General features: G+C 33.5%; 20 protein-coding genes, 4 pseudogenes and 1 riboswitch. Of the genes and pseudogenes, 7 read left to right on the top strand and 17 right to left on the bottom strand.

Annotated features, from left to right (window positions below; translation table 11 throughout):
• Nucleotides 1–168 precede the first annotated feature (168 nt).
• Together deoR and AC3WVZ_RS08075 are read right to left on the bottom strand one after the other, a co-directional pair.
• Nucleotides 169–1,116, bottom strand: coding sequence for a DNA-binding transcriptional repressor DeoR (deoR, locus tag AC3WVZ_RS08080; RefSeq protein ID WP_000409781.1), 948 nt, complete (start codon nucleotides 1,114–1,116; stop codon nucleotides 169–171).
• A 370-nt stretch (nucleotides 1,117–1,486) separates the two neighbouring features.
• Entirely contained in the window at nucleotides 1,487–2,077 is a 591-nt protein-coding gene (locus tag AC3WVZ_RS08075; RefSeq protein WP_000169640.1) for a TetR/AcrR family transcriptional regulator, read from the bottom strand.
• A gap of 694 nt (nucleotides 2,078–2,771) precedes the next feature.
• On the opposite strand from AC3WVZ_RS08075, the gene AC3WVZ_RS08070 reads away from it, so the two are divergent.
• Both AC3WVZ_RS08070 and AC3WVZ_RS08065 read left to right on the top strand, forming a co-directional pair.
• Nucleotides 2,772–3,422, top strand: a complete 651-nt coding sequence (locus tag AC3WVZ_RS08070; protein ID WP_000008141.1) for a CPBP family glutamic-type intramembrane protease — start codon at nucleotides 2,772–2,774, stop codon at nucleotides 3,420–3,422.
• 149 nt (nucleotides 3,423–3,571) lie between these two features.
• Entirely contained in the window at nucleotides 3,572–3,883 is a 312-nt protein-coding gene (locus AC3WVZ_RS08065; protein WP_000637505.1) for a heavy metal-binding domain-containing protein, read from the top strand.
• 125 nt (nucleotides 3,884–4,008) lie between these two features.
• Here AC3WVZ_RS08065 and AC3WVZ_RS08060 read toward each other — a convergent pair.
• A pseudogene (locus AC3WVZ_RS08060) lies at nucleotides 4,009–4,110 on the bottom strand (LysE family translocator); the annotation flags it as partial.
• Nucleotides 4,111–4,206: 96 nt separating this feature from the next.
• Between AC3WVZ_RS08060 and tnpC the strand changes: the two are divergent.
• Nucleotides 4,207–5,610: an IS66 family transposase gene (gene tnpC, locus AC3WVZ_RS08055; protein WP_233935410.1), complete on the top strand. Its 1,404-nt coding sequence runs from the start codon at nucleotides 4,207–4,209 to the stop codon at nucleotides 5,608–5,610.
• 115 nt (nucleotides 5,611–5,725) lie between these two features.
• Here tnpC and AC3WVZ_RS08050 read toward each other — a convergent pair.
• The 5 genes and pseudogenes from AC3WVZ_RS08050 to AC3WVZ_RS08030 all read right to left on the bottom strand — a co-directional run.
• Nucleotides 5,726–6,265, bottom strand: a pseudogene (locus AC3WVZ_RS08050) (LysE family translocator); the annotation flags it as partial.
• 208 nt (nucleotides 6,266–6,473) lie between these two features.
• The gene (nheC, locus tag AC3WVZ_RS08045) at nucleotides 6,474–7,553 is read right to left on the bottom strand and encodes a non-hemolytic enterotoxin NHE subunit C (protein WP_001171994.1); all 1,080 of its coding nucleotides are present in this window, start codon (nucleotides 7,551–7,553) and stop codon (nucleotides 6,474–6,476) included.
• A gap of 107 nt (nucleotides 7,554–7,660) precedes the next feature.
• Nucleotides 7,661–8,868, bottom strand: a pseudogene (nheB, locus tag AC3WVZ_RS08040) (non-hemolytic enterotoxin NHE subunit B).
• A gap of 37 nt (nucleotides 8,869–8,905) precedes the next feature.
• Nucleotides 8,906–10,066, bottom strand: coding sequence for a non-hemolytic enterotoxin NHE subunit A (gene nheA, locus AC3WVZ_RS08035; RefSeq protein WP_000751828.1), 1,161 nt, complete (start codon nucleotides 10,064–10,066; stop codon nucleotides 8,906–8,908).
• Nucleotides 10,067–10,664: 598 nt separating this feature from the next.
• A complete protein-coding gene (locus AC3WVZ_RS08030; RefSeq protein ID WP_233936562.1) occupies nucleotides 10,665–12,491 on the bottom strand; it encodes an APC family permease in 1,827 nt (608 codons plus the stop codon).
• Nucleotides 12,492–12,635: 144 nt separating this feature from the next.
• Nucleotides 12,636–12,782, bottom strand: a riboswitch (cyclic di-AMP (ydaO/yuaA leader).
• A gap of 139 nt (nucleotides 12,783–12,921) precedes the next feature.
• Here AC3WVZ_RS08030 and AC3WVZ_RS08025 point away from each other — a divergent pair.
• The gene (locus AC3WVZ_RS08025; RefSeq protein WP_282082059.1) at nucleotides 12,922–13,050 is read left to right on the top strand and encodes a hypothetical protein; all 129 of its coding nucleotides are present in this window, start codon (nucleotides 12,922–12,924) and stop codon (nucleotides 13,048–13,050) included.
• A 4-nt stretch (nucleotides 13,051–13,054) separates the two neighbouring features.
• Here AC3WVZ_RS08025 and panE read toward each other — a convergent pair whose 3' ends face one another.
• Entirely contained in the window at nucleotides 13,055–13,999 is a 945-nt protein-coding gene (gene panE, locus AC3WVZ_RS08020) for a 2-dehydropantoate 2-reductase (protein ID WP_205171579.1), read from the bottom strand.
• A gap of 175 nt (nucleotides 14,000–14,174) precedes the next feature.
• Here panE and AC3WVZ_RS08015 point away from each other — a divergent pair, with 175 nt between their 5' ends.
• Complete coding sequence (locus AC3WVZ_RS08015) at nucleotides 14,175–15,650, top strand: hypothetical protein (protein WP_233936255.1); 1,476 nt, start codon at nucleotides 14,175–14,177, stop codon at nucleotides 15,648–15,650.
• Between the two features lie 200 nt (nucleotides 15,651–15,850).
• Here the strand turns inward: AC3WVZ_RS08015 and trhO are convergent, their stop codons facing one another.
• A complete protein-coding gene (trhO, locus tag AC3WVZ_RS08010; RefSeq protein ID WP_233936253.1) occupies nucleotides 15,851–16,810 on the bottom strand; it encodes an oxygen-dependent tRNA uridine(34) hydroxylase TrhO in 960 nt (319 codons plus the stop codon).
• Between the two features lie 478 nt (nucleotides 16,811–17,288).
• Here trhO and AC3WVZ_RS08005 point away from each other — a divergent pair, with 478 nt between their 5' ends.
• Nucleotides 17,289–18,584, top strand: a complete 1,296-nt coding sequence (locus AC3WVZ_RS08005; protein ID WP_001030679.1) for an Nramp family divalent metal transporter — start codon at nucleotides 17,289–17,291, stop codon at nucleotides 18,582–18,584.
• 60 nt (nucleotides 18,585–18,644) lie between these two features.
• Here the strand turns inward: AC3WVZ_RS08005 and AC3WVZ_RS08000 are convergent, their stop codons facing one another.
• From AC3WVZ_RS08000 to AC3WVZ_RS07990, 3 genes are all read right to left on the bottom strand, one after another.
• A complete protein-coding gene (locus AC3WVZ_RS08000; protein ID WP_233936251.1) occupies nucleotides 18,645–19,505 on the bottom strand; it encodes a M23 family metallopeptidase in 861 nt (286 codons plus the stop codon).
• Nucleotides 19,506–19,576: 71 nt separating this feature from the next.
• The gene (locus tag AC3WVZ_RS07995) at nucleotides 19,577–20,677 is read right to left on the bottom strand and encodes a HAMP domain-containing sensor histidine kinase (RefSeq protein ID WP_162837403.1); all 1,101 of its coding nucleotides are present in this window, start codon (nucleotides 20,675–20,677) and stop codon (nucleotides 19,577–19,579) included.
• A complete protein-coding gene (locus tag AC3WVZ_RS07990) occupies nucleotides 20,643–21,341 on the bottom strand; it encodes a response regulator transcription factor (protein ID WP_144639880.1) in 699 nt (232 codons plus the stop codon). Before AC3WVZ_RS07990 ends, AC3WVZ_RS07995 begins: the two co-directional genes overlap by 35 nt.
• 144 nt (nucleotides 21,342–21,485) lie before the next feature.
• Here AC3WVZ_RS07990 and AC3WVZ_RS07985 point away from each other — a divergent pair, with 144 nt between their 5' ends.
• Nucleotides 21,486–22,016, top strand: a complete 531-nt coding sequence (locus AC3WVZ_RS07985) for a GNAT family N-acetyltransferase (RefSeq protein ID WP_144639877.1) — start codon at nucleotides 21,486–21,488, stop codon at nucleotides 22,014–22,016.
• Nucleotides 22,017–22,133: 117 nt separating this feature from the next.
• Here the strand turns inward: AC3WVZ_RS07985 and AC3WVZ_RS07980 are convergent.
• The 4 genes and pseudogenes from AC3WVZ_RS07980 to AC3WVZ_RS07965 all read right to left on the bottom strand — a co-directional run.
• Nucleotides 22,134–22,409: pseudogene (locus AC3WVZ_RS07980) on the bottom strand (SPASM domain-containing protein); the annotation flags it as partial.
• Between the two features lie 117 nt (nucleotides 22,410–22,526).
• Nucleotides 22,527–24,572, bottom strand: coding sequence for a class I SAM-dependent methyltransferase (locus AC3WVZ_RS07975; RefSeq protein WP_033695997.1), 2,046 nt, complete (start codon nucleotides 24,570–24,572; stop codon nucleotides 22,527–22,529).
• A 328-nt stretch (nucleotides 24,573–24,900) separates the two neighbouring features.
• Nucleotides 24,901–25,281 carry a BA_1872 family lipoprotein gene (locus AC3WVZ_RS07970; RefSeq protein WP_000838922.1) on the bottom strand — a complete coding sequence of 127 codons (381 nt, stop codon included), beginning with the start codon at nucleotides 25,279–25,281 and terminating at the stop codon, nucleotides 24,901–24,903.
• Nucleotides 25,282–25,404: 123 nt separating this feature from the next.
• A complete protein-coding gene (locus tag AC3WVZ_RS07965) occupies nucleotides 25,405–26,205 on the bottom strand; it encodes a hypothetical protein (protein WP_002164570.1) in 801 nt (266 codons plus the stop codon).
• Nucleotides 26,206–26,549: the final 344 nt, after the last annotated feature.

Below are 26,549 nucleotides of genomic sequence, written 5' to 3'. Positions count from 1 at the left end.
ACACTTCCTATATAATCAAATTTTCTATGTTAACAATGGTAGTATGTATCTCCATATCCATAATTATTTTTAAAAAGGCAAATTGTGTTCAAAAAAGACTCCTATCATTCATACATAACAAAATAAAAGGAGTTCTCAATATGTTAATTTTGAGAACTCCTTTTATTTCTAACCTTTTTGATAATGTAACAGTTCTTTTGCTGTATGCTGATCGATAATTAATACATTCGCATACCCGCCACGTAACGCACCATCAATTGCTTTTATTTTTCTATTACCACCTGCAACTAAAATAGAGCGTTTCTTTAATTTCAGTTCCTCTAACTCAATTCCAATGGTACGCTTATTGATTTCTTCGCTACTAATATTTCCGTCTCCATCAAAGAAACGTGAACAAATGTCACCGACCGATTGTTTTTTGAGTAAATTTGTTTCATCCTTATCGAAATAACCTAATCGGAATAATAACGCTTCGTCTCGCACTGTTCCTACAGTAAAAATTGCAATATTCGCTTGTTTTCCCATTTCGATAATGTGATGAATATGTCGATCCTGCTCCACTAATTCTTTTGTCACTGCATTATCAAATATAACTGGAAGAGGTAGATTTCTTGGCGTCGTTTGAAAAGCATCTGCAAATAAAGCTATCGTCTCATTCGCATATGTATTTACACTTGAATGACTAATACCACCTTTTAGCTGGACAACCTCTACCCCTTTTACATGTTGCGGTACGATTTTTCTAGCGATTTCATACATCGTCATTCCCCAGCTTACACCAACAATATCACCGTTTTTAACCGTCTTTTCCATATACTCAGCAGCATATTTACTTATATACTCTGTAATCGTTGCATATTCCGGTACTGGAGAAAACACAACATGTGCCTCTAACAAGTTGTACTTTTCTTTCAGTAAATTCCCAACGTTATCTAAATCCGCAAATGGATCGGCGATGCTAATTTGAACAAACCCTTTTTCTTTCGCGTACTTTAACAATCTAGAAATCGTCGGTCTTGAAATATTTAATTTGTTAGCAATTTCTTGCTGACTATAATCTGATTGATAATATAATCTTGCAACTTCAACGCTTAATTGTTGTTTATCTTTTTCCATAGTAACTCATTACAAATCCCTTCCTGTATTTCCCTTTCGTTACAAGCATTATACAGCTTTATGCAAAAAAATTCGACTACCGAATTTTATCTAACTGAACTTCTATTCCACTTATTATATACAATGAAACCTTATTGTGTAGATTTACAAACCCAATATAGAAACACTTACAACATATAAATCAGTTTATATGTAATTCATTCTTTATTGCTTTTCCTGTAGTAACGATAACAAAGCCGTTCAATAAGAAACATGAAACATCGTCTAAAAGCTATTCAAATACCCCTCATAAACAAAAGATACTGTTCATAAGGGGTATGTATTCAATTTAAGTTTATAAAAATCGGATGGAAACACTGCAAGTTCTCACTTATTTAGAATAAGAGAAAAGATGATGTTTTATTTGTTCAATAAAATAATGATGGTGTATATTATCGTTAGATACGCGACTTGCCATAATAGCTCCCTCCATTGAAGATGCAAGAAAAGAAGCGAGCGATATAATATCTATATCTTCTTTAAGTTCTTGTTTCTCTATTCCTTCTTTTATGAGAGAAGCCATTAACATTACTGTATCATCATAACCTTTTGCTGCTGCTTTTTGTAATTCTGGAAATACTCCAGTACTTTCAATTGCGCTATTAAGTAATGGACAGCCTCCAGCAATAGGAGGATTATTAGCTGCATCTTGATATACAAGGAAAATTGCAAGAATTTTATCGATTGCTGTCTTTTTATTTTCCATTGCTTTATGAAAATGACTCCACATAATCTCACCACTTTTGTCATAGGCAGCAAGGACAATTTCTTCTTTACTTTTGAATCTACGATAAATAGATCCTTTAGGTAGTTCAGTAGCTGTCATTATATCCTGTATGGATGTGCGAGTTATCCCATTAGTATTAAATAAATATAAAGATGTTTCAATAATTTTTTCTTTAATCTTATCAACTTTAGTCATACTTTGTAATCCTCCTAATAAAAACGAGCTTAATATTCCAGGTGATATTTACCATCTATTTTCTTGAATTTTTTTGTAAGTATAAATAAGTTTGGAACAAAAATATATTATCCATCCCTATATTATGTGAACCTCAAACCATACAGTTTGAAAAGAGGTAATCAAATTGTATTACCTATATCATTCAAATGAATTTTCTGTCAAAATTAACATGTCCAATTATTTAATTCAGTCCTGTTATACAACTAATTTCACCTACAATCGTAGAAGGTGTAAAAATATATAGTTAATTTTAACGTATAGACTATGATTATTATATATAATTTTTATTAATATGTTTAGCTAAAGTGTTTGAACTACTCCCACTTTCACTTCGTATATTAGGATATCTCCCGCAGTCCTTGCAGTTAAAAGCCTTATCACTTCATTCTATAAAAAGCTAATTGTCAAAAATTAATGAGTACTGAAATTTGCTTGTAAATAAGCAACTGAGATATAAATATATTTGTTATTTACCATTTTTATTTTATTAATAATTTATAAAAGGGGTTTAAAAAACTAGAAACTTATAGTATCATAAGTTTTTCGAACCGAACGGTCCGGTTCGGTATTAAATAAATATATTTTAGAAGGAGAACCTAATGCAACAAGAAAAATCAAAGATTCTAAGTAATTTCATTATGGAGGTAATAAAGTGAGCTTTATAAAAATGAATACAAAAGAACTTGTTATGCTAATAGTTTATATACTGTTTGCACTACTTCAAATTGGCTTGTTCATATTATTTGGCATCTCCCTTTTAACTAACAGCAACTTAGTTGAATCAGAATTTGCTCTTAGTGCCATCGGTTTGACTGTACCTGCTATTGTAGGAATCATTTTCTTTAGGAAAGAAATTATTGAAAGTTTTACTTATTTTAAAGAGAAAACAATTTTGAAAATAGTAAGCATTCCTATGGTAGTTTTACTTATGATAATTGTGGAAAATTCTATTATGCATTTTCTAAATACAGGTCAGCCAGAGAACCAAGAACAGATCCTTACAAATGGCGCAGAGATGCCTATTATATTCACATTACTTCTATTTGGGATTATAGGACCAATAATTGAAGAAATTATATTTCGTCATATATTAGTAAATCGTTTTTCGGAATATGTTGGTACTGCTATTGCATCCATCGTTTCGATTATAATTTTTGCAGGTCTTCATTCAAATCAACTTTCGGATCTTGCTATATATTTACCTGGCACAGTGATGCTTACTGCGGCTTATCTTATTTCTAATAGATCCCTTGCATATGTTATAGCGATACATATGTTAAACAATTTTATTCCTTTTATTTAATTGCATATGTCATAACAAGACATATGTAATTGAAGGTTTTGATGCAAAAATACTCTATGTTTCTATCGAGTATTTTTGGCACCAGAACCACTTTTTCTAAGGCATAAGAAATCTTATCAAAACTACAACTTATTAGGAGAGTGTCAGTCATGATTGTAACAACAACTTCCGGAATTCAAGGTAAAGAAATTATTGAGTATATTGATATTGTAAATGGTGAAGCTATTATGGGTGCAAACATTGTCCGCGATTTATTCGCTTCAGTTCGTGATGTTGTCGGTGGCCGTGCTGGTGCTTATGAAAGTAAGCTAAAAGACGCTCGTGATATTGCAATGGACGAAATGAAAGAACTTGCAAAACAAAAAGGTGCGAACGCTATCGTCGGCATTGACGTAGATTACGAAGTTGTACGTGATGGAATGTTAATGGTTGCTGTCAGTGGTACAGCTGTACGTATATAAGTAAATAAAAAACAGGCTCACCCCTTGGAATTTATACTTTGAGGGGAGATCCTGGTTCTGTTGCAGATTTTAAAGAATAAAACGAGAAATAATCAACTTTTTTATTTCTCGTTTTATCTACATATTTATTTTTGGAAAAATAACCTAACTCCAAATACTAACAATACTGTGCCTGTAATACCCTCCATTGTACGGTTCACTCGTTCTTTTCTTAAAAAAATTCGTAACTACTCAGCTACCTTTTGGTGTTTTTTTAAATTTTACTAGTTTCATATGCCTCCTATTTGTAAATACTGAGTATATCAAACAGGGAGGTGAATAGGATGGTCGATCGAAAAATCATTTTAGATGCATATAAAAAAGGACCTGAAGCTGTTATTTCTTTATTTGAAGAAACATTTTCTAAGTTAGAAAAACGGATACTCGAACTAGAAAATGCTTCAAAAAAAAACTCTACAAATAGTCATAAACCACCTTCTACAGATGGTTTGCGTAAGCCTGTTACAAAAAGTTTACGCAAATCGTCTCATCGTCAAACTGGTGGCCAGTTGGGCCACAAAGGACATACTCTTGGTTTGACAGCGACTCCAGACCATACAATTACGTATTCTCCTACATATTGTACTTGTTGTAACACGTCCTTACACCAAGAACCTGTAAAAGGATACCGCATTCGCCAAGTGTATGATTTACCACCTATCCAGATAGAAGTGACGGAACATAAAGTGTCACAAAAAGAATGCCCACATTGCCATGCCATCCAAGGAGCCCTGTTTCCTTCTACCGTCTCTCGTCCTGTCCAATATGGTCCAAATATAAAAAGACTGGTTCCTTATTTAACACATTATCAGTGTCTTTCTTTGAAACGCACAAAAGAATTCTTTCAAGATTGTTTTGGACATTCGATTAGTGAAGGAACTTTGATAAATCATACAAACAGTTTTTCGGCTCAATTACAGCCCTTTCTCCAAGAAGTAAAAGACAAGATTCTTCAGTCTCCTGTTGTCCATTTTGATGAAACCGGTATGCGAGTAGAAAATAAAACACAATGGTTACATACTGCTAGTACACCGGAGGTGACATTGCAACATATTCATCAAAAACGCGGAAAGGAAGCAATGAATGCGGGAGAAATTTTACCGTCTTTTTCTGGAATTGCAATGCATGATGGTTGGAAATCGTATGATGCGTATACAGATTGTCGTCATGTATTATGTAATGCCCATCTCTTGCGAGATTTGCAAGGAATTATAGATAGTACCGGACAAAAATGGGCACAACAGATGCAGAAATTTCTAACGCAGGCTTTCACGCTGAAAAAGCAATACAAAGGAAGTCTGCCAAAATCGGAGCAACAGAATCTATTTATCGTTTATCAATCCATATTGAAAGAACAACCAGTCTTTTCTGCAGAATTAAAAAAGAAAAGAAAGCAGACGCCTGCTCAAAATTTATGGAATCGCTTCGTCAAATATGCTGACAGAATTTTAGCATTCTTAGAACATCCAGACATTCCATTTGATAACAATCAAGCGGAACGGGATATCCGAATGACGAAAGTAAAACAGAAAGTGTCTGGAACTTTCCGAAGTAAAAAAGGCGCAGAATCTTTTTGTCAGATACGAAGCTTTATGAGTACCATGAAAAAACAAAAACAATCTGTCTTACAAGCGATAGGCCAGGTTATAGAAACCGGAACGATTCCTTGGAATCGCATGACTTTATAAGAGAATTTCTCTATTTGATCTAGATTCTTTTTCTTATTGAAGTATTTTCTTTTTCATGTTTTCGAATGGAAAACATGTATTTGGTATGCCCTTTTTCCTAACTAAGCTGAGTAGTTACAAAAATTCTTAATTGACGTATTAGCGAGATATAAAGCAAATACCATATTCCAGTCAAAGTCGTAAATGTGAGTCCTAACAAAAGAAATTGGAAGAAATGATTTTGATTACTCACAATAAATTGAGGGAGAAAGCTTAAGAAAAATACAGCCGTTTTTGGGTTTAAGATTGCCGTTGTAAATCCTTGTCTAAAACTTTTAATCGTCCCAATATCCTTAGAGTGCCTTTCCAATAAAACTTGCATATCTTCTTTTTTAGAAAAAGCACTTTTAATTGACTTTACAGCTAAGTAAATTAAATAAAAAGCTCCAGCATATTTTATAAATGTAAATAACATAGAAAATTTCATTAGGATGGCAGAGAGTCCTAGCGTAGCCATTATTGTATGAATCATCATTCCAGATATCGTTCCTAAGACAGTCTTCATCCCACCATTTTTGCCATACGCTATAGTATTTTTTGTAACTAGTGCAAAACCAGGACCAGGCATGATTATGATTAGCATTGCTGTAAGAATAAATAATAAATAATTTTCCATGTTCTAATATTCCCTTTCCAATTTTTAGTTTTTCTTACAGTATAGCTTTTTTCATTAAAACATTACATATAAAAAGCTTGATCAGAAGTTTATTTAGGTTATTCGTATCAATTTGATTAACTATTACCCAATAGCCACATTGATAAAACACAGTTCAACTCTCACAAAAAACAGGATAAAAAAATAAACAGCAGAACTAGTCCACTGTTTACTTCGCCACGCCTTCATGTAATTTTTCTGTATAATCCTTTACATCTTTCCAGCTATCTTTCGCTGTATGTAAATCTTCTTTTATAAACGTAAACTCTTCCGGACTAATTCCTTTTACGTTTTGTAGTAAATTATTATATTTTGCACCTACTGTATACCATTGATTTGATATGTTTTGTAGTGCTGTAATTGCTGCATCAATTGTTTCTGTCATGTTTGTTGTTTTATTTTTTACATCAGTCAAAATTAAGACTTCTGCTTGCGCTCCTGAAATTCTATCTTTTAAATTAGCGATTTCTCTTTCTGCATTTGCGATATCTTTTTTCGCAACCGCGATCATTGGCCCGCCAGCAAGACATGTTATTAGCGCTACGCAAAGTACGCCACCAGCAATGACCATATCATTACTCTTTTTAATCGAATCGTTATATGTATTTATTTGTTGCTCTAGAGCTGGAATACCAGCATTCGTACTTGCCAATATCGCTGTTAACTGATTTGTATCTTCTTTGAAACTATTTGTATCTTTCGCCATTCTATTGCGAAAAGCTTTCAAATTTCCTAATAATCCATCTACCTCATTTTGATTCTTTACAATATCTGCATACAACTTTTCTAAATCCGCTTTTAATTTTCCGCTATCCTTTTGATCAATCGCTATTAACATGTCATTATAATACGATTGAAAAGTATTATTGTAATTTATAATATTTTGATCTGTTTTCATAATTTGAGGCTTCATATTATTTAACCAATATGCTGCATTAATTTTTGCATCTCTTTGATGCTGAATCATATTTCCTTTAAATTCACTATTAATCGAACTTATTTTACTTAAATCCGTCTCTTGTTGATTTTGAATTAATTTTGCATATGAATCCATTGCAAATATGCTTGATGTCGTTTGTGCCATTACATCTTGGAATCCTGCTGGTCCAAGAGAATAGTTTTTCACATTTTCTTGTAGCACCGTTACATTTTGTTCTGCTGCAAAAGGATGTAAAGGAAATGCGTTACTCGTTGCCACCCCAGCAATCATTACCGCTAAAAGACATTTTTTATAAAATCGTTTCTGCATATTTTTCACCTATTCTCTTTATAAGGATATCAAAAGCTCCTGCTCACAACTGAACAGGAGCTTCAAATCATTCATCAACACTTAACGCCCTAACGATTCGTATTCGATTATGCTTTTTTCGTATCTACACTTTAATATCTTCAGCATAAATCTTTTCTGCATAGTCTTTAATGTTTTTCCAGCTATCTTTCGCAATGTTTAAATCTTCTTTAATGAAAACAAGATCGTTTGGACTAATTGAATCCACATTTTGAAGTAAAGAATTGTATTTTGATCCCATTGTGTACCATTGGTTTGAAATATTTTGTAACGCTGTAATTGCAGTATCAATTGTATTTGTTAAATACTCTGTTTGTGTTTTAATGTTCGTTAATCCTGCTACTTCTAATTGCGCAGTTGTAACTTGTCCTGTTATCTTTTGAATTTCTGCTTGTGCATTATCAAGCTCTTTCTTCGCTAATACGATTCCAGCTGTACCACCGCCTACAGCTGCTGCACCACCTGCAATTAATGCGACTCCTAGCGGTGTTCCTGCACCCGTAGCAATAACTACTGCACCACCGATAATTGCAATTGGTCCTAGAGCTGTCGCAACAGATGAACCGATAATAATTGCATTATATTTACTAATCGCTTCATTGTACGTTGTAATTTGATTTTGCAGAAGCGGAATTCCCGCATCTTGACTAGCTAATATAGATGTAATTTGATTTGCATCACCCTTGAAGTTTTGCGTATCCGAAGTCATTTTATTTCGGAATTTCTTCAAGTCTTCTACTAACTGATCCACTTGCGCTTTATTTTCATTAATACTACTTGATAATCTAGTTAAGCCTTTCGTAAGAGTCGCTTTATCCTTTGCATCAACTGCAGCAACTAAAGTATCATAATAGTTTTGGAATTTCGTATTGTAGTTAATGATATTTTGATTCGTTGAAATAAGCTGTGGTTTTAATACATCTAACCATTGCTTCGCATTTCCTCTAGCTGTATCTTGGTGCTGAATTACTTTCCCTTTTAAAGCCGCATCAACAGACGATACATTTCCAAAGTTAACATTACCTTGTTTAATAATTGTTAAAGCGTACAGATCCATTACTAAAGCATTTGAACCTGTTCTTTCCATTGCATCTTTCAAGCCTTCTGGTCCTAATGAGTATTCTTCATAGTCATTATAAGCTTTTGCTACCGCATGAACTGGAGCTTGTTTCACTGTACTTTCAGCTGCATACGTATGAGCCGGCATAATATTTCCTGCTGCAAATACTGCCATCAGTGCTGATAGAGCCATTACTTTATAAGGTTTTTTTGTCATTTTTCTTCTCTCCCTATATCGCTAATTATTTTTCTGTTTAATGTACTTCAACGTTTGTAACGTAATCTTCAAATTGATTTGTTTGCTTATTCATTTCATCACTTACTTTTTTAATTTGATTGAAATGTTTTTGAAGTAAACTACTGTCTGTATACGTACCTTCTTCAACATTTGTTTGAATTTGAATCATATTATTATTTAAAACTTTCCAATCCGTTAATAACGTTTCTAAAGTTGTAATTTGACGATCAATTAATTCTGTAAAGCTATTTACTTGATCTTCAACGAATGTAATTTGAGTCGCCTCTGCTTCAGTTTGTGATAACTTTTGAATAAGTGGTAATAACTCTTTTTGCTTTTGTTGAATGCGAAGAGCTGCTTCTCTCGTTTGACTATCTGCAGCATTTACAATTTCATTACTTAAAGTACCGATAGAAACAAAATCGATTGTTTTCGTTTGTGCAGTTTGATTTGTGATTGTAAATACTTGTTTACCGATATTAATAGAACCTTTAATGATTTCTTGAGGTCTATTCAAAATAGTAGTTAGTTCAGCTTGAATTTCCCCTTGAATTCTTTTAATATCTTCTCTTAATTTCACAATATCTCCACTTGATCCTTGCAGTGTTTTTATTGCTTCATCGGCTTTAATTGATAAGTTGTTACTATCTTTGTCTAATACTGTTTTAAATCGATTTAACTCTAATAAATCTTGCTCCATACTCTCTTGGATGCTTTGTACTTGCAATTGTAATTTTCCATATGCACTCATAAAATCTGCTTTTGCTTGCTGATCTTCATTTACGTTTCCTGCTAGTTCATAGAGCTTACTATAATAGCTATTAAATCTAGTGCTGTATCTCATCATTTCTTGATTTAAGTCAATTAGCTTCGGATTATATTCATCAATCCATTCTCGTACATTCGCCTTTGCAAACTTTTGATGATTCGTTAAGCTACTCATCGCATTTACCTTAATGTCTGGCTGTTGCAAGATAATTAATCCGTATGCTTGAATAAGCGGTGATTGTGATCCTAACATTCTAATTGAATTGGATAATGTATTTGGAGCAATTACATTTTGCGCATATACTGTTTTCACTTCTGTTTGCCCCTCCTTAGCGTAAGCGCTTACAGGAATGAAGCAACTCGTAGATACTGCTGTAACCAATAACCCTGTAATTAAAGTCTTTTTCACTTTAACTCCTCCTATGTATTAGCAACTATTACTATCGCATTTTATTATTCTATTTTCTTGCCCATAATTTGAGATGATTAAAATAGAGAACGTTCTCACCGTGATCCATGTATGAACCACCTCTCTCGTATTGCTACAGTACTTACTTATCGTCACAAAACATTTTATTATTTTTCATATGTGTTTAGTATGAATAATATTGTATAAATTTTCTATTTTATAGAAATTCCCACATTCACATAGTGAATATATTACGTAAAAATATTATTCATTTCAAACTAAACAACATGCGTAAATATGAAATTTCGTTTTGTTTTCATATATGTTTTGTACTGTAAGGTCATTTAAACACAGCTGTTTATATAACGTAAAGAAGTATTTTCATTCCCTTTATTTTCAAGCTTTCATGTCCTTATTTCAAAATATAATCCGATTCACTTTATTGATTGAAATATCTACATATCACAACAGAAAACACTACTTGCAAATAACCGATAAAATTATATCAATATAATTTTTAAACTCATATGCAATTATGCATAGCATATACACAAAAAGGATAGCTTCATTTTCACGAAGCTATCCTTCAAAAATCTTCTTATTTTTTCAAATGATATGGAACTGTCGTAATAACAACATTTCTTTTATAAAGTAAATACGCACGTATGAGTAAACTGGATTGATTATGAAGAATGTTATGCCAACCTTTTTTCGGAATGAACTGTGGTATAACGACCGTAACGCGGTAATTCGATTCACTTGCCTTATATTGCACTGTATCAATGAACTTCGTTAGCGGCTGAATACTACTTCTATAATGAGAATGTAATGTAACAAGCCTTACTTCAGGTTGCCACACCTTCCATTTCTCTTCAAATTTCTTTTCCTCTTCTCTGTCAAAAGCAACATATACAGCGATAACTTGATCTGCCGAAAGAGACTTCGCATAGTTCAATGAATTTTCTACTACATGCGTCATACCTGCTACAGGAACGACAATTACATTCCCCTCAATTGGAATAAGAGGTTCACAAGTTTTTAAACTTAATTGATCACCCACTGCATCATAATGCTTCTTAATTCGATGAAACAAGAAGATAATAACTGGTAAGAAAATAAGAATCGACCAAACTTGTGCAAATTTAGTTAAAAAGAACATGCTCATTACGATAAAACTAATAACTGCACCAATTAAATTAACCGTTAATCTTAAAGCCCATCCTTCAGGCTTTTCGCGAAGCCATTTTAATACCATTCCTGTTTGAGAAAGTGTAAATGGAATAAATACCCCTACTGCATATAGTGGAATTAAATGTTCTGTTTGTCCTTGGAAAGCTACAATTAAAATAATCGAAGCAACTCCAAGTATAATAATACCGTTTGAGTAACCTAGACGGTCTCCTCTAATCGTAAACATTCTCGGTATGAATTTATCTTTTGCAAGGTTAACCCCTAATAAAGGAAATGCAGAATAACCTGTATTAGCAGCAAGAATTAATATTAAAGCTGTTGTACCTTGTATGAAATAGTACATGAAATTACGTCCAAATGTTTGTTCAGCAATTTGAGAAACAACTGTTACTTCTTTACTCGGAGTCACTCCGTAATAATAGGCTAAAAACACAATTCCTGAAAATAACACAGCAAGTAATGCACCCATTGCAAGCAATGTTTTTGCAGCATTGTTTGGCGCAGGATCTTTAAAGTTCGGAATTGCGTTTGAAATTGCTTCAACACCTGTTAAAGCAGAACTACCTGATGCAAATGCTCTTAACAGTAAAAACAAACTAATACCCGCAACCGGCGTTCCGATCGGCGTGTGTAAAGTTGGTGAAACGTGACCAGTCAAAATATTATATATGCCTACACCAATTAATATAAATAGGGCTAAAACAAATAAATAAACAGGATATGCTAAAACAGAAGCCGATTCCGTTACTCCTCTTAAATTTAAGATCGTAATAAATATAACAAATATAATCGCAATGATTACATTATGTGCATGTAAACTAGGAAAAGCAGATGTTAGCGCATCTGTACCTGCAGATACACTTACCGCAACAGTTAAAATATAGTCGACTAATAAAGATCCTCCAGCAATTAAGCCTGGATTCATCCCTAAATTTTCTTTTGATACAACATACGCTCCCCCGCCATGCGGATAAGCAAAAATAATTTGACGATAAGATAAAATAAGGGCTGTCAATAATACTAATACCCCAACAGCGATCGGAATGGAATACCAATAAGCGATCGCTCCCACACCTGCTAAAGCAATTAAAATTTGTTCTGGACCGTAAGCAACTGATGACAATGCGTCAGAAGATAAAATAGCTAAAGCTTTCGTTTTATTAAGCTTTTGTTCTCCAAGCTCTGTTGATTTTAACGGTCTTCCAATTAAAAATCTTTTAATAGATGAAACCAATGCTGTCCACTCTCCAATAATTTTGTACGAACTTTTCTGCTTGTTACAGCCAGTAAACGATTTCTTCAGAAAACAAAAAATGTCTACAAGCCATAGCGAAATAGACTTGTAGACATTATTTTTTTTGTCGCACAAGCTCCACCTTCCTTCTCAATATAACGCTTACGAGGTTAGCTGTCGGATTCGGGCCTATGAGTAGCCCTACCTTTTTCAAGGATTCACCCCATCGGATTATGTACTAATCCGTAAAAACGGGTCCCCCGTACCATGCGGTTTCAGCGATTTAGAAAATTGAAACTGTGGATTATAATACTCCTTTATTTTCAAAAAGTAAACAAAAATTTTTAATAAGAAAAAAATTAAAATGATTGCGCATAATCCGCTGAGAAATATACATAATGAATATTAAAAATCCGCAAAGGAGACCCATATGTCTAAAGAAAAGAAGCCTATTTTTTCCGATTCATATTTAGATGCAGTAGCAAATGAAATTAATCAGTTATATAGTAAACGTGAACAGGAAATAAATTTGACAGATAGAACGAAAAGAAATAAATAATTTTTCATACATCTAATTCTATTACAGATTTGTTAAAGGTCATCTCTTCATACACCTTTAAATTTTGATATATAGATTTTAATAATGGTGCCGCTATAGAAAATTTCTCTGCTACATCCAGTAAATATCCTTGCAAGTGCTTCCCTTCAATAAACGAACCCTTTTCCATATCACGTTGCATTGATGACTTCATATCATACGAAATTTTATCAATCGTTTTCATATGTTCCTGGGCAATATTAGCCTTTACTGGAGCTCCTAATACTCTCATGATTTGTACAGATTCCTCAAACACATTACGGATAAAATCACGGCCGCCTTCACTTTCACGGATTGGTCCAATTGGTGCACGCATTAACGTTGTCACACCTGACATTACAGTAATAAATAAATATTTATGCCACATATCTTGCGTAATATTTTCACTTAAAACAAAACTAGATTTCGTACCTGAAAATGCTTTAGAAATATGCTTTACTCTCTCTGAATTTTGAGACTTAATTTCTCCAAACACAAGTCTGTTGGCAGCGCTAGTTTGTACAATTTCTCCTTGATCGTTTAACGTCGTCTCGATAAAGCATAAACCGCCAATTACTTTTTCTTCGCCGAATTCTTTTTGTAATAGCGATAAATGAGCGATACCATTTAACAATGGAATGATTACAGTATTTTCGCCAACAAACGGCTTCAAATCTTGAATTGCCTCGTTTAAGTGATACGCTTTTGTTGAAAATAAAATAACATCAAATGGAGAAGTTCGCTCTTCTTTCGTTATTAATTTCGGTCGGAAGGAAAAATCCCCGTTAACACTTCGGATTACAAGTCCTCTTTCCTCTAATTGTTTTTTCCGTTTACTACGAACAAGAAACGTGACATCTTCTCCCTTCTCGACTAATCTGCCACCAAAAAATCCTCCGACTCCACCAGCGCCTAATACTAAAATCCGCATACAGCATCCCCCTTTTCAAAATACAATTTTATAACTTTTAGTATACATAACATTATACATGTTCCCTGCTAAATAAGCTGAATTTTCACTCTCAATTGAGTATAAAAGAGTGGTTATTTTCAAATAAATTTGGGCATGTTGTTTCTATAGCATATATGGAAAGGACACAATGTAGATGGAGGCAATACAATCAATTGAGGAAAAAGGTGTAGCAACAGCTATATTTCAATTTATATTCCCGTTTTCGTTTAAAGCTGGATATGAACAAGAGATGTTCCCTTTCTTACAAAAAAACGATTTTCGTCCTTTTCGGCTCGATCATCTCGATGATGAAAATACATATTATGGGGAGTTTAAAGTTTCACATCAAAATATGGAAGCATACTATCTTTCATTTACAAATAAAATTCTCTTTCCTCACTCAGAGCATCAAAAGGGCTTGCAACGTTATTCAAAGGACCTTAACTTAACTGGATATTTAACAACAAACCGTATTTCAATCCCATTCAAGATACACTCTATTGATGTAACACTTTGTCCTTATGAACTTGGCTTCTTAACAATTCGAACAGAAGTAAACACTGCTCCAAACATGACTTTATCTGAAGCAATCGAATTCGCTGCTCGCTTCCGTGTACTTGAAACTAAAAATGATACAAATGAAACTATTTGTATTGAATGTAACGGAAAAAAGTATTCCCAAGTTGAAAAATTCATTTTTGGTTATTTATTTCATGGCGTAACTGATTTCTTTGAAAAGAAGAGATTAAGAAGTTCATACTTTCAAACCTTCCCTTTCTTCGAAGACCAAAGAATGTACGTCCAAACTTTATTGTCTCTAAAAGAAGGTATGGAGCTTAATGAAGTGGATGTTTATCGTACTTCTAGTCTTTCCGGATTAACAAGTGATGGTAAGCCATATGTGAACGCAAATAACCTTCCTTACATTCATGACTATTTAAAAAAACACGCTTACCAGAGATGGGCTCCAAATCGTTATTTCATAATGGAAGAACATATTTTTACATGTGTAACAAATGAAGGAGAACGTAAAATCGCTAAACTTGCTAGTCAAATGTACGGAGAATTTTATTACGCTTTATTATTAAACCTATTCCATAAAATTGTTTTATTAAAAATGGCTAACGCCTATGCTGAGCTAAACATTGAACAAGATACTAATGAAATAGAGAAATTAATTTATTCGATCAATTCGTTCACTGCTAATTATTTTTCTTTAGAATTAGTATCCCAATCACAAAGTGAAGATATTTTCTTTCGTTTAAGAAAACTTTTTAATATTGAGGTTCTATACTCGAACGCGAAACAAAATCTTGATAGTTTGTTTAAATATCAAGAAAATGTCGCCTCTAAAAAAGATAGCCTCTTATTATTAATTTTAACGCTCTACTCTGTAGTGGGCCAAATGTTAGGGTTTACTATGATTGACCTTTTAAGAAACACCGATTCAAACAAAATATCGTCACCTCTTGAATTTTTCGCTCTATTAATTGCGATTAGCGGCATTGTCATTTCACTTATTTTAGGAGCCCAAAGTTTATACCAATGGGGTCTACAGCATAAACGAAGAAAAGCTTGGGTAAAACAAACTGTACTTTCTGCCGTTAAAGAGAAAGAAGATAAAAATTAAAAAAGGTTATTTTCAAATTCTTGGCGCGCTGCATTAAGTGAAATTTTTATGAGCGATTTTCCGATTATATCGGCGCAACTCGAAATATATCAGCGATTTTTTTAATATATCGACTTACCGACAAATGACAGGACCGGATAATAAAAAAAGGGTGCTCCAAAATAAAACTTGGAGTACCCCTTTTATTATACGAATTCAGTTTACTTCCCTGCTTCGATTTGCTCTAATGCAGCAGCTACTTGCTCTTCCGTTAATTCATGTTGTATTACGTAGCGGTTACGTGGACTTACACGACATTCATGAGAACATGCACGTAAATATTTCGCTTCGTTTTCTTCAGAACATAAAATTTTCTTATTACATTCTGGATTTGAACAGTTTACATAGCGCTCACAAGGTTCACCTGTAAAGTGGTCTTTACCAACGATAACATGTTCTTTTTGGTTTACTGGTACAGCAATACGCTCATCGAACACGTAACATTGTCCATCCCAAAGCTCACCTTGTACCCCTGGGTCTTTTCCGTACGTTACAATTCCGCCGTGAAGCTGACTTACATCTTCATAGCCTTCACGAACTAACCAACCAGAAAACTTCTCACAACGAATTCCGCCTGTACAATAAGTTAAAATCTTTTTACCTTCAAGTACTTCTTTATTTTCACGAATCCAATCTGGTAATTCACGGAATGATTCGATATCAGGTTTAATCGCACCTTTGAAGTGACCTAAATCAAACTCATAATCATTTCGTGCATCAATGATAACTGTATCTTCTTGTTTCATTGCTTCATAAAAATCTTTTGGCTCTAAATACTTCCCAGTTATTTCGTGTGGGTTAATGTCATCTTCTAGACGAAGTGTAACTAACTCTGGACGAGGACGCACGTGCATTTTCTTGAATGCATGACCATCAGCTTCATCTATTTTAAATACGATACCGTCAAAACGTGGATCATTGTTCATTGCTTCCATGTATTTCTCTGTTTGTTCTACAGTTCCAGAACAAGTTCCGTTAATACCTTCTTTCGCTACAAGAATTCTTCCTTTTAATTCAAGTGAATTACAAAATTCTAAATGCTCTGCCGCGAATTCTTCTGGGTTTTCAATTGTTGTGTACATGTAATATAGTAATACTCTGTATGGTTTTGTAGTTGCCAATGTATTTCTACCACCTATCTAATTTTTAAAATCATGTATAAGTTAACGTTCATATCAAAACATATATAATAAGAAAATGAATCCCATTTTCTTTTCTTTATACTATTTTCTATCAGTTAACAAAAATAAAAAACAAGATTACACATCAAAACACTATGGTTATGTTGTAATCCCAATATATTATATATCATACAAATGCAATTCCATCAATTAATATGCTGGATTATCGGCTTTATGTTCACATAAATTTCAAAATTGACCCTTTAATTTATTATGTTTCCCCACGTCATCACACCATAAACTCCCAATTTATTTTACGTTATCACACCATCCATTGCATAAAGGCATATAATTTGCATTAAGGAAACTTTCGTGTTCAAATGAAATTATCATATAACATATCTAAATGTATTGAAATAATGAGTAAGAATAAATACAATAATTTCATCAAGTTAACATTTTAAAGGGGAAAACTACTATGAATAAAGATATAACAAAAGATGAACATCTCCCTTCTGAAAGTACAACCGTACAATCAGCTCACTTAGCTTTAAGTGGAGAAACAAAAGGCTGGAAAAGACTGTTACCATTTTTAGGACCCGCTTTTATAGCGTCCGTTGCTTATATTGATCCTGGCAACTTTGCTACAAATATCGCAGCTGGTTCACAATATGGATATTTACTATTATGGGTTATACTCGCTTCTAACTTAATGGCTGTATTAATCCAAACTTTATCAGCTAAATTAGGAATTGCTACAGGAAACAATTTACCCGAAATAGCTCGTGAAAACTTTCCAAAGCCTGTGTCTATCGGTTTATGGATACAAGGTGAACTAGTTATTATGGCTACAGATTTAGCGGAATTTATTGGAGCTGCATTGGGGCTTTACTTACTATTTGGAATCCCGATGCTACCTGCCGCTTTAATTACAGCAGCCGGATCATTTATTATCCTTGAATTTCAACGTAGAGGATTTCGTCCACTAGAAGCTATTATTACAGGAATGATTTTCATTGTAGTAATTGCTTTTGGGATTCAAGTTTTTTATGCAAAACCAGAATTAAGTCCCCTTCTTTCAGGACTATTTATTCCAAAATTCCAAGGTGTAGACAGTATATTACTTGCAGCAGGGATTTTAGGTGCGACAGTTATGCCGCATGCAATATACTTGCATTCTGCATTAACACAACGCCGTGTGGTCGGAACAACTGACGAACAAAAGAAAAAGATTTTTCGTTTCGAATTTATCGATATTATTATTGCAATGGTTATTGCTGGAGCAATTAATGCAAGTATGTTAATTGTTGCTGCTGCACTATTCTTTAAAAACGGCTTGCACGTTGAAGATTTAGATGTTGCTTACACTCAATTTACCAACTTAGTAGGTCCTGTATCAGCTGCTTTGTTTGGAATTGGGCTCTTATCAGCAGGACTATCTAGTTCTTCTGTCGGTACAATGTCGGGTGATATTATTATGCAAGGTTTCATTCGCATGCATATTCCGTTATACTTACGCCGATTTATTACAATGATTCCACCATTAGTTATTATCGCTTTAGGTGTAAATCCAACTTACGCTCTAGTCATGAGCCAAGTCGTCTTATCATTCGGTATTGCATTTGCACTAGTGCCACTTATTATGTTTACAAGTAATAAAAAGATTATGGGTGCACTCGTTAACCACCGCATAACAACATTTATCGCTTGGATAATTGCAGCACTCGTTATCGTTTTAAATATCTTCTTACTGTATCAAACATTTGTAGGGTAATGAAAAAAGGGTATTCCAATTTTAATTTGGAGTACCCTTTTTGGATGAAATGATTTTCTTCTAGTTACCACTTGTGTATGTCCCTCTTTCCGGCATCATGACACCATTTTCAGTTCGAAAGTAAAGTGGCAATCCTTCCGCAAAAAACATACTTACCTTGGACGGATCTTGCCTTTGATGATGAATATGTAAATGCGGCTCACTTGAACTTCCTGAGTTACCGACTTGAGCAAGAAATTCTCCTTCATTTACATGTTGTCCTTCTCTCACATTAATTGATCCTTTCTTTAAATGGGCAAGAATTAAAAATGTGCCCGTTTCATCTAGTCGTAAATAAATATGATTCCCAGCCATTGACTGAAAATTATCCGATCCCGGAACTAAATCTTGTTCATTATTATTAATTGATACAACCGTCCCAGAAGCTGGTGCCATTACTTTCGCTCCATATATTCCGTAATCCTCTAACTTACTACTTTTCACTTCAGCAGGTGGAATGAGACTATCATATGCCCACCTTTCATTTGGTTTTATAACGTGATAGTTCATTTCTAACCGATCACCACCCCAACCTATTAATGCTCGCTCATTCAAAGGAAAACGAACTACTGCTTTAGGACTCATAGATTGTATATCTGCTGGATAAGCAATTCTACCTATATTAGCAAACCAACCGACAGGCCAAGCTCCAATGATAGAAAACAGAATGATTAAAAATAGCGTTCTATCTATCCGCTTTCTAAAAATGCCTTTCCAAAAAAATATTATTACTGATCCTACCAAGAGGAAAACTGAAATAAAACTAAAAGCCTGTATACTCCACCAAACAAAAACTGATGTAACACCATTAGCTACATAAACTAAGATCCAACTTATAATTAAAAAAGAAACTATAATTACTAATAAAAATGCCTTCCACATGTCGCGTCCCTACTCTCATATCCTTTTTCTCAATGATACAAAGTAAAAATTACGACATATAAAAGAAATACTTACGACTTTCTTACTTTTTTATACTGCGGTAATTTCACAGTAAAAACTGTTTCTTTATCGTTACTACGTACAGTGATATCCCCTTGATGGAGATCGGCTATACTTTTTGAAATTGCAAGTCCTATTCCTTTCCCGCCCGTATGAGAACTACGTGATTTTTCACTACGATAAAATTTCTCAAAAACGTAAGGAAGGTCCTCTTTCGGAATGCATTGTCCAAAATTTTTAATTTCTACTTCAACATTCATTGTTTTATTGGAAATTTCAATTGCAATTTCCTTTCCATCTTTTCCATACATAATACTATTACCTATTACATTTTCAAATAGTCTCACTATAAGTGCTACATCAACTTCTACATGCAGCACTTCATCACTTTTAATATAAAAGCTCATATTAGCATCATCTAATTGTGGTACAAAGTCAATCATGATTTGTTCAATTAATGCTTTCATATCTACTTCATCTTTATGTAATTCAATCTCTCTATAATTTATTTGACAGTATTCTAATAAATCATCTATTTGATGTTTTAATTCATAACTTTTTCGCTTTAATATACTTACATACTGTTCACATTCCTCTCCATTCGAATGAAGTTTATTTCCTAACAGGTCCGCATAACCGATTAAAGATGTTACTGGCGTTCGTAAATCATGAGAAATATTACTAATCATTTCATTTTTCATTTCCTGTGATTTTTTTTCATTCTCGATAGACTCTTTTAAGCTTTTCGCCATTCTATTAACATTTGCCGCTAGTTCACCAATCTCGTCATTTTTCAAAATAGGTATATGTATTTCAAAATTACCGTCACTTATTTCCTTCAGGTTCTTGTTAATTTGAGACAACCTTTTCATCAGTGTTTTTGTCATACATGCAAAGTATGTTGTAGTAAAAATCAAAAAAACTATAAAATATAAAAATGAATATTTTTCCTCTAAAACATTAACCTGACTATATATATTTCCAACTAAAATTTGAAACACTATTATACTTACAGTCGCTAACAAGATGCTACATATGAATGCGATAAAAAACTTAGCTCTAATGCCTTGTAATGATTTAATCTTCAATTTTATATCCGACTCCCCAAACATTTTGAATAAACTTCGGTTCTTTTGGATTCTCTTCAATTTTATTTCTCAATCTTGCAATATGAACTATTACTGTATTATTACTTTCATAGGCTCTTTCGTTCCAAACGCTCTCATATATTTCTTCAATTGTGAACACACGATTCCTTGCAGCTGCCATTAAGTGTAAAATATCATATTCAGTTTTCGTAAGATTGATTCTTTCTCCATATAACATTACTGTTCTCGACACTTCATCTATTTCTAAACCTCTAATATTTATTTTCTTTTCCATTACTTGGGGAGCATTTTGATTGAAATATGTATACCTTCTTAATTGAGCTTTCACTCTTGCGATAAATTCAATTGTACTGAACGGCTTCACAATATAATCATCTGCCCCAGTACTAAATCCAATTACCTTATCTACATCCGATGATTTCGCGCTTAAAAACATAATTGGTAAACTATGTTTCTCTCTAATCCTTCTACAAAGTTCTATACCATCCATTTGAGGCATCATAATATCCAAAATAGCAAGTTGAATACTGTTATTATTTATTATTTCTAAAGCCTCTTCTCCGTTATGAGCACTAAAAACTTTAAAACCTTCTTGTTTTAAATTCACATTAATAAATTGAATAATATCTTTATCGTCATCTACAATTAATATCGAATTTTTTTCCATTTCCAAACCTCTTTTTTGAAATATATTCCACATCTAAGTTTATCATAAATCAAATCTACCCTTACACCTTGAATAATCTTTATTTTCAGACTAAATTATATAATAACAAATACATTCTATTTTCATGTGAAAAGGAGCGAAAATATGTTTCCTTTATTAAAAACTGAAAGACTTATTTTAAGAGAACTTACCGAAGAAGATGCACCAGGTATACTACAATGCTTCTCTAATACTGACGTACTGCGCTATTATGGCCAAAAACCGTTACAAGATATTGATCAAGTGAAACAAATTATTCATAACTTTAAACTGAGTTACAATGCAAGAAGCGGTATAAAATGGGGAATCGAATTAAAAGACAAGAAAGAACTCATCGGTACCATTGGTTTTCACGATTGGTCTTCTGAGCATAAACGAGCCAATATAAGTTATGCCTTTTTGCCTGAACACTGGGGACAAGGATATGCGACTGAAGCTGTTTCTGAGGTTATATCATACGGTTTCCATACGATTCATTTAAAGCGGATCGGAGCAATTGTATTTCTTGAAAATGAAGCTTCCAATAAAGTACTATTAAAATTAGGCTTTGAAAAAGAAGGCGTTCTAAAAAATTATATGTATCAAGATGACATTCCCTATGATACGAATTTTTATTCTTTATTAAAATCGGTTTAGTAGAATACATGTGTAAAAAACTTGTTTCAGTACAACAGTTATAGGTAGCGAATTTTTAATGACGGATGCGAAGTACTATACATTATAAAACATTAAAAAAGGGCTGTGAGTAAGCTTTTACTCATAGCCCTTTTTTATGTTCTTTTTCTGTTTTCGCAATGCTTTTGGTACGTATACGCAGAAAGGCTCACTTTCCATATAATCCCCCGTCATTGCATATGCTCTAGAACGAGATCCCCCACAAACATATCGAAACTCACAAACACCACACTTTCCCTTATACTTGTCAGGATTACGAAGATTTTGAAAAACAGGGGAGTTTCGATAGATTTCAGCTAGCGAATTTGTTCTAATATTCCCGGTTTTAATCGTCAATACCCCACTTGGATATGTTTCTCGGTATAAAGTTAAGAAATTAGGAATTTTTCATTACTCTAAAAATACGCTATTTAACTGAAGACTATTAAATTAAGTTTCTTAAAATTATATTTTTAAAGTCTTTCAACATCATTACCTCTTTTCTAAAACCATAAAGAACGTACTATCTGGTAGCGTAACAGCATTCCCAGACTCATCTGTAAACTCGATTTTCTCGCTAAGATGGTTTGTATATCCATCCTGCAAATAGTTCATAGCTTGAACGATATTTACTTTATCTCCAAAGATACCCTTTACGAAGTCCTTATAGTCGTTTGGCGTAAAAATTCCAAACTGCTCCTGCACTTCATGAACAAAGGAATCCTCACCCCAAGTATACGTATATAAGAACTCCATTGCATCATTAACAGGCATTTTGACTGTATTGTCTGCAAGTACCTCATACTGGATTATACGCCCCTTAAATTCTTGGACATACTGCTCTAAGAACTTCATTCCGCCTGCATCTTTAAAACGAATCACCCGCATTAACCTTTTATCTTCGGTCATGATGCCATCACGAATGATAATACGGCCTCCTGGCTTTAACACCTCATAAGCACTCTGCAGCCCCTTTTTAATTACTTCATGATTAAATTTCCTACCTTCATACTCGATATAAGAGAACAGCTCATGAAGGATAGAAGAATATACAATCGTATCAACCGATTCTTTTTCAAATGAGCTGCTTAAATTGATTGCATCCCCTTTAATGACGTTCCAAGAACGCCCCTCGTCCTGCTTCTTCTTTTTCAACGTATCAATCACGTTTTCGGAAATATCGATACCGTAGATTCGTTTATCCTCGGTCTCTTCTTCAATCATGTCTAGCATGACACCACCACCGGCTCCGACATCTACAATCGTATCTCCCTTTATATAATCAAGAATAATTCGTTTATCATCAGCCGAGCTATTCATATGCTCCAGATACACTTCTTCGTTATGGAATCTATCATATGCATCCTTTCGTAACCCGAAGAAATCAAACAGCAGCACATTTGCCCGAGCATGCATCATATCTATCTTTTCTGCCTCTACACAGAAGGTAATTAACGCCTCACCTACAGCAGAAAACCGAAACGACACATACGCAGTCTTCATATCTTCATCGACTTTAACCTGAAAAGAAACATGCGTTGTATTCGGTTTCTCGTTCTCACGGTACTCCCGTAGATACTTCTCAATAACTCGCTTACGATACACGTTGTCCTTTTTTTCGCCTTTGAAATCATAATGTAGCTGCTGCATCAATTTCTCGAAATGTATATGCTGAACTTTTCTAGTGCCTATCTCATTCTTTAACATAACAAAAACTGTCCAAATATCCTCAAAGCTAAGAGCATGCATAGAAGGTTCTACATACCACAAATCCTTATTAGATAGGAATGTTTGAACGTCACTCTTCTCGCTCCCCATAATTATATCTTTTTCAAATGCTGACTCCTTATGTTTTGGCGTGAGTCTATGTATACGAGAAGTAAATGGCTCCATATAACCATCAAACAGACCATCAATTGTAATCTTCACATCGTTCTTCACTTCACTCCACAAAGCTTTTGATACGCCCTCAATAATGCATTGGTTAAGATAGTATAGAATCTCCTTTAACCTAACGTCTCCGTATTCTTCTTTATATGTGTTAATTAAATCAACATGAGAGTCCAAACGAGCCTCCCCGCGTATATACTGCCCGATTAATCCATGTGTTCTAATTAAATCTTGAATAAACAAATACTCAGTAGAGTTTAAGTTTGTCTCTACACGTTCAATAAACTGAATATCACTAAAGATATCAGCAGAACCCTCGTTATGTACCAATAGATTAATCCCTTTTTTCTTCCATTGCTCCCGCTGTTTTAAAGATCCTACCTTTGCAAGCTCACTATACGTTAGTACCTTTTCAATAATACGATATGCTTCTTCATCTAAAGACAGTCCATCCAACACTTGCAGCGTACGGTGTACATAGTACAACACCGCATCTGTTTTTAATGCACCAAGTACTTGTACATTCTCATAATTTTGATGTATCTCCTCTGCCTCAATTAGATGCTTTAACCACGTAGGGATTGAAACAGAACTCCCTTCAATATATGTATTTAGAACTTCAATGCTTTTCAACTTATTTCCCCCCATATATAATCAATATCGGTAGTAAGATCTAGTACACCTTCTCCAAAAAGAGCATCACCTTATGTCCCTTCTCCTAAATACTACTACTTGCTTTTTACCATCTACATCTCTTTCGAATAAAAATGTATCAAACCCAGTCTTTTTATCGTGTAAAAGAGAGTTATAAATTCCGTTACTACCACGCCAAGGTTGTAACATATTTTTTGTTGATCTCTTATTTTAACTTCATTAGGAATTTCGGAAGATCACCTCTTAAATTGATAAACATATGTTGTGACAGAATCAACTGAAAATGGAAACGGCAAGCGGGTGCACTCCACTTACCGTTTTTTCATAGCTTAGTATGTATTTGAATTTCTTTTGCTTTCTCTTTTTCACCCTTCACGCGTACAATTAAATCATATGATCCGGATTTTGAAGCTTCAAAAGAAAGCAAACCTTCTTTTTGAGAAGTGATTTCTTCTTCATAAATAACCTTATCATCTTTTGTAACTTGTAATAAAATCGTACCTTCTTCAACAGCTGCTTCATAAGGGATTTCCACATTTCCTTTTTCAGCTTTAAGTGTTTGTACATCGTAATACCCTTGCAGAGAACCAATTTTTAAAGTCGTTTCGCCATTTTTTTGAACCTTTGTAACTTGTGTCGCTGTATTGCACGCGCTTAACAATACAACAAGAGTGAGAATCATAAATAAACGTAATGATTTCATAGAAATTCCCCTTTTTTATGTATATGTGAATTAAGATTCATTCTTTAACTATTTCAAAAACACCAACACCTAAAAAGAATCACTGCTTTTCTTCAATTTCTTTTTTAAATAATTTTTGAAACTCTAATCATTAAAAACCCTACTTTTTCTTACTTTAATTGTTTCTAAAATATAGAAAAGAACCCCTAAACCAAATATCTTTTCAGCATTAGAAATATTATTACCTAATTTAATAATAGGTACATTTAATCCGAATCTTTCGCTCCATTCCAAAGGCATATATCCTCTTTTACAGTTTATTAATATCCGGTTATCCATTGTACGAAAAGAAGTTTCGAAAAAATCAAATTCAACTTCTACTTCAGAAAGTCTTATCTCTTTTTCATTCATTAAAGAACCACGTACCATTCCAAATCCTTGTATCATATTTTCTTTAAACATACCTACACAATTATAATTTGAGTCATAAATAGCCCAATCATAGTTTTCAACTTCACTATGAAAATATGCAAGAGTTTCCCCATCCTTTGCTTCCAATCCAATAACTTGCTTGTTTTTTAAAAAAGGTAATTTTGAAGAAATTATATCAGTTGAAACCATAGTTGTTCCTACTATATAGGCCCCATCGGGAGTATATAAACCGTAATGTTTATTATTTTGAGGTAATTCTAGTAAAACATAAGTATCAATATCCCAAAACTTCAAATCATTTTTAGCTATATTCTCTTCTAATAAGTTCCCTTTTCTTAATTGCCAAAATCCAATCCCCCCAAAAACAAACGAAGCTATAACCATAAATATTATTTCTCCCCAATTAACATCACCCCAACTATTATACAGACAATATAATCCAAAGAGAAAAATCCCTGTCCCAATTAAACACTTAAACCGCCCCCTTTTTTTATAATACTCAAATAATTCCACACAAACACCTCTATCAATTCATCTTAATACCCCAAATTACCTTTTAAGTATACCAAGGACAAAATATATAACCTAATATTTTTTTATATAATTAAAAACAAACATAGTTACAGAAAGAAAATGCTTGTATGCTGATCTGTACTACATTCCCTTATTCCTTGTATGCTATATTTCTATTCTTCTCTTTACTTAAACAAACTGCTCAATATTATTTGTTGCAACTTCTTATGAATGTGTAACTACAATTTTGCACTTCTCTTCTTTATATGCTAGGAACACCACCAAAGGATTTCCCGGTCCTCTGTAAAAAAAACCTTACTTTTAAAAAGTAAGGTTTTTTTTCA

This window comes from Bacillus sp. CPT56D-587-MTF (genome assembly GCF_058792335.1).
Note: the sequence above shows the minus strand (reverse complement) of the source record. Positions and strands in the feature narration are given on the sequence as shown.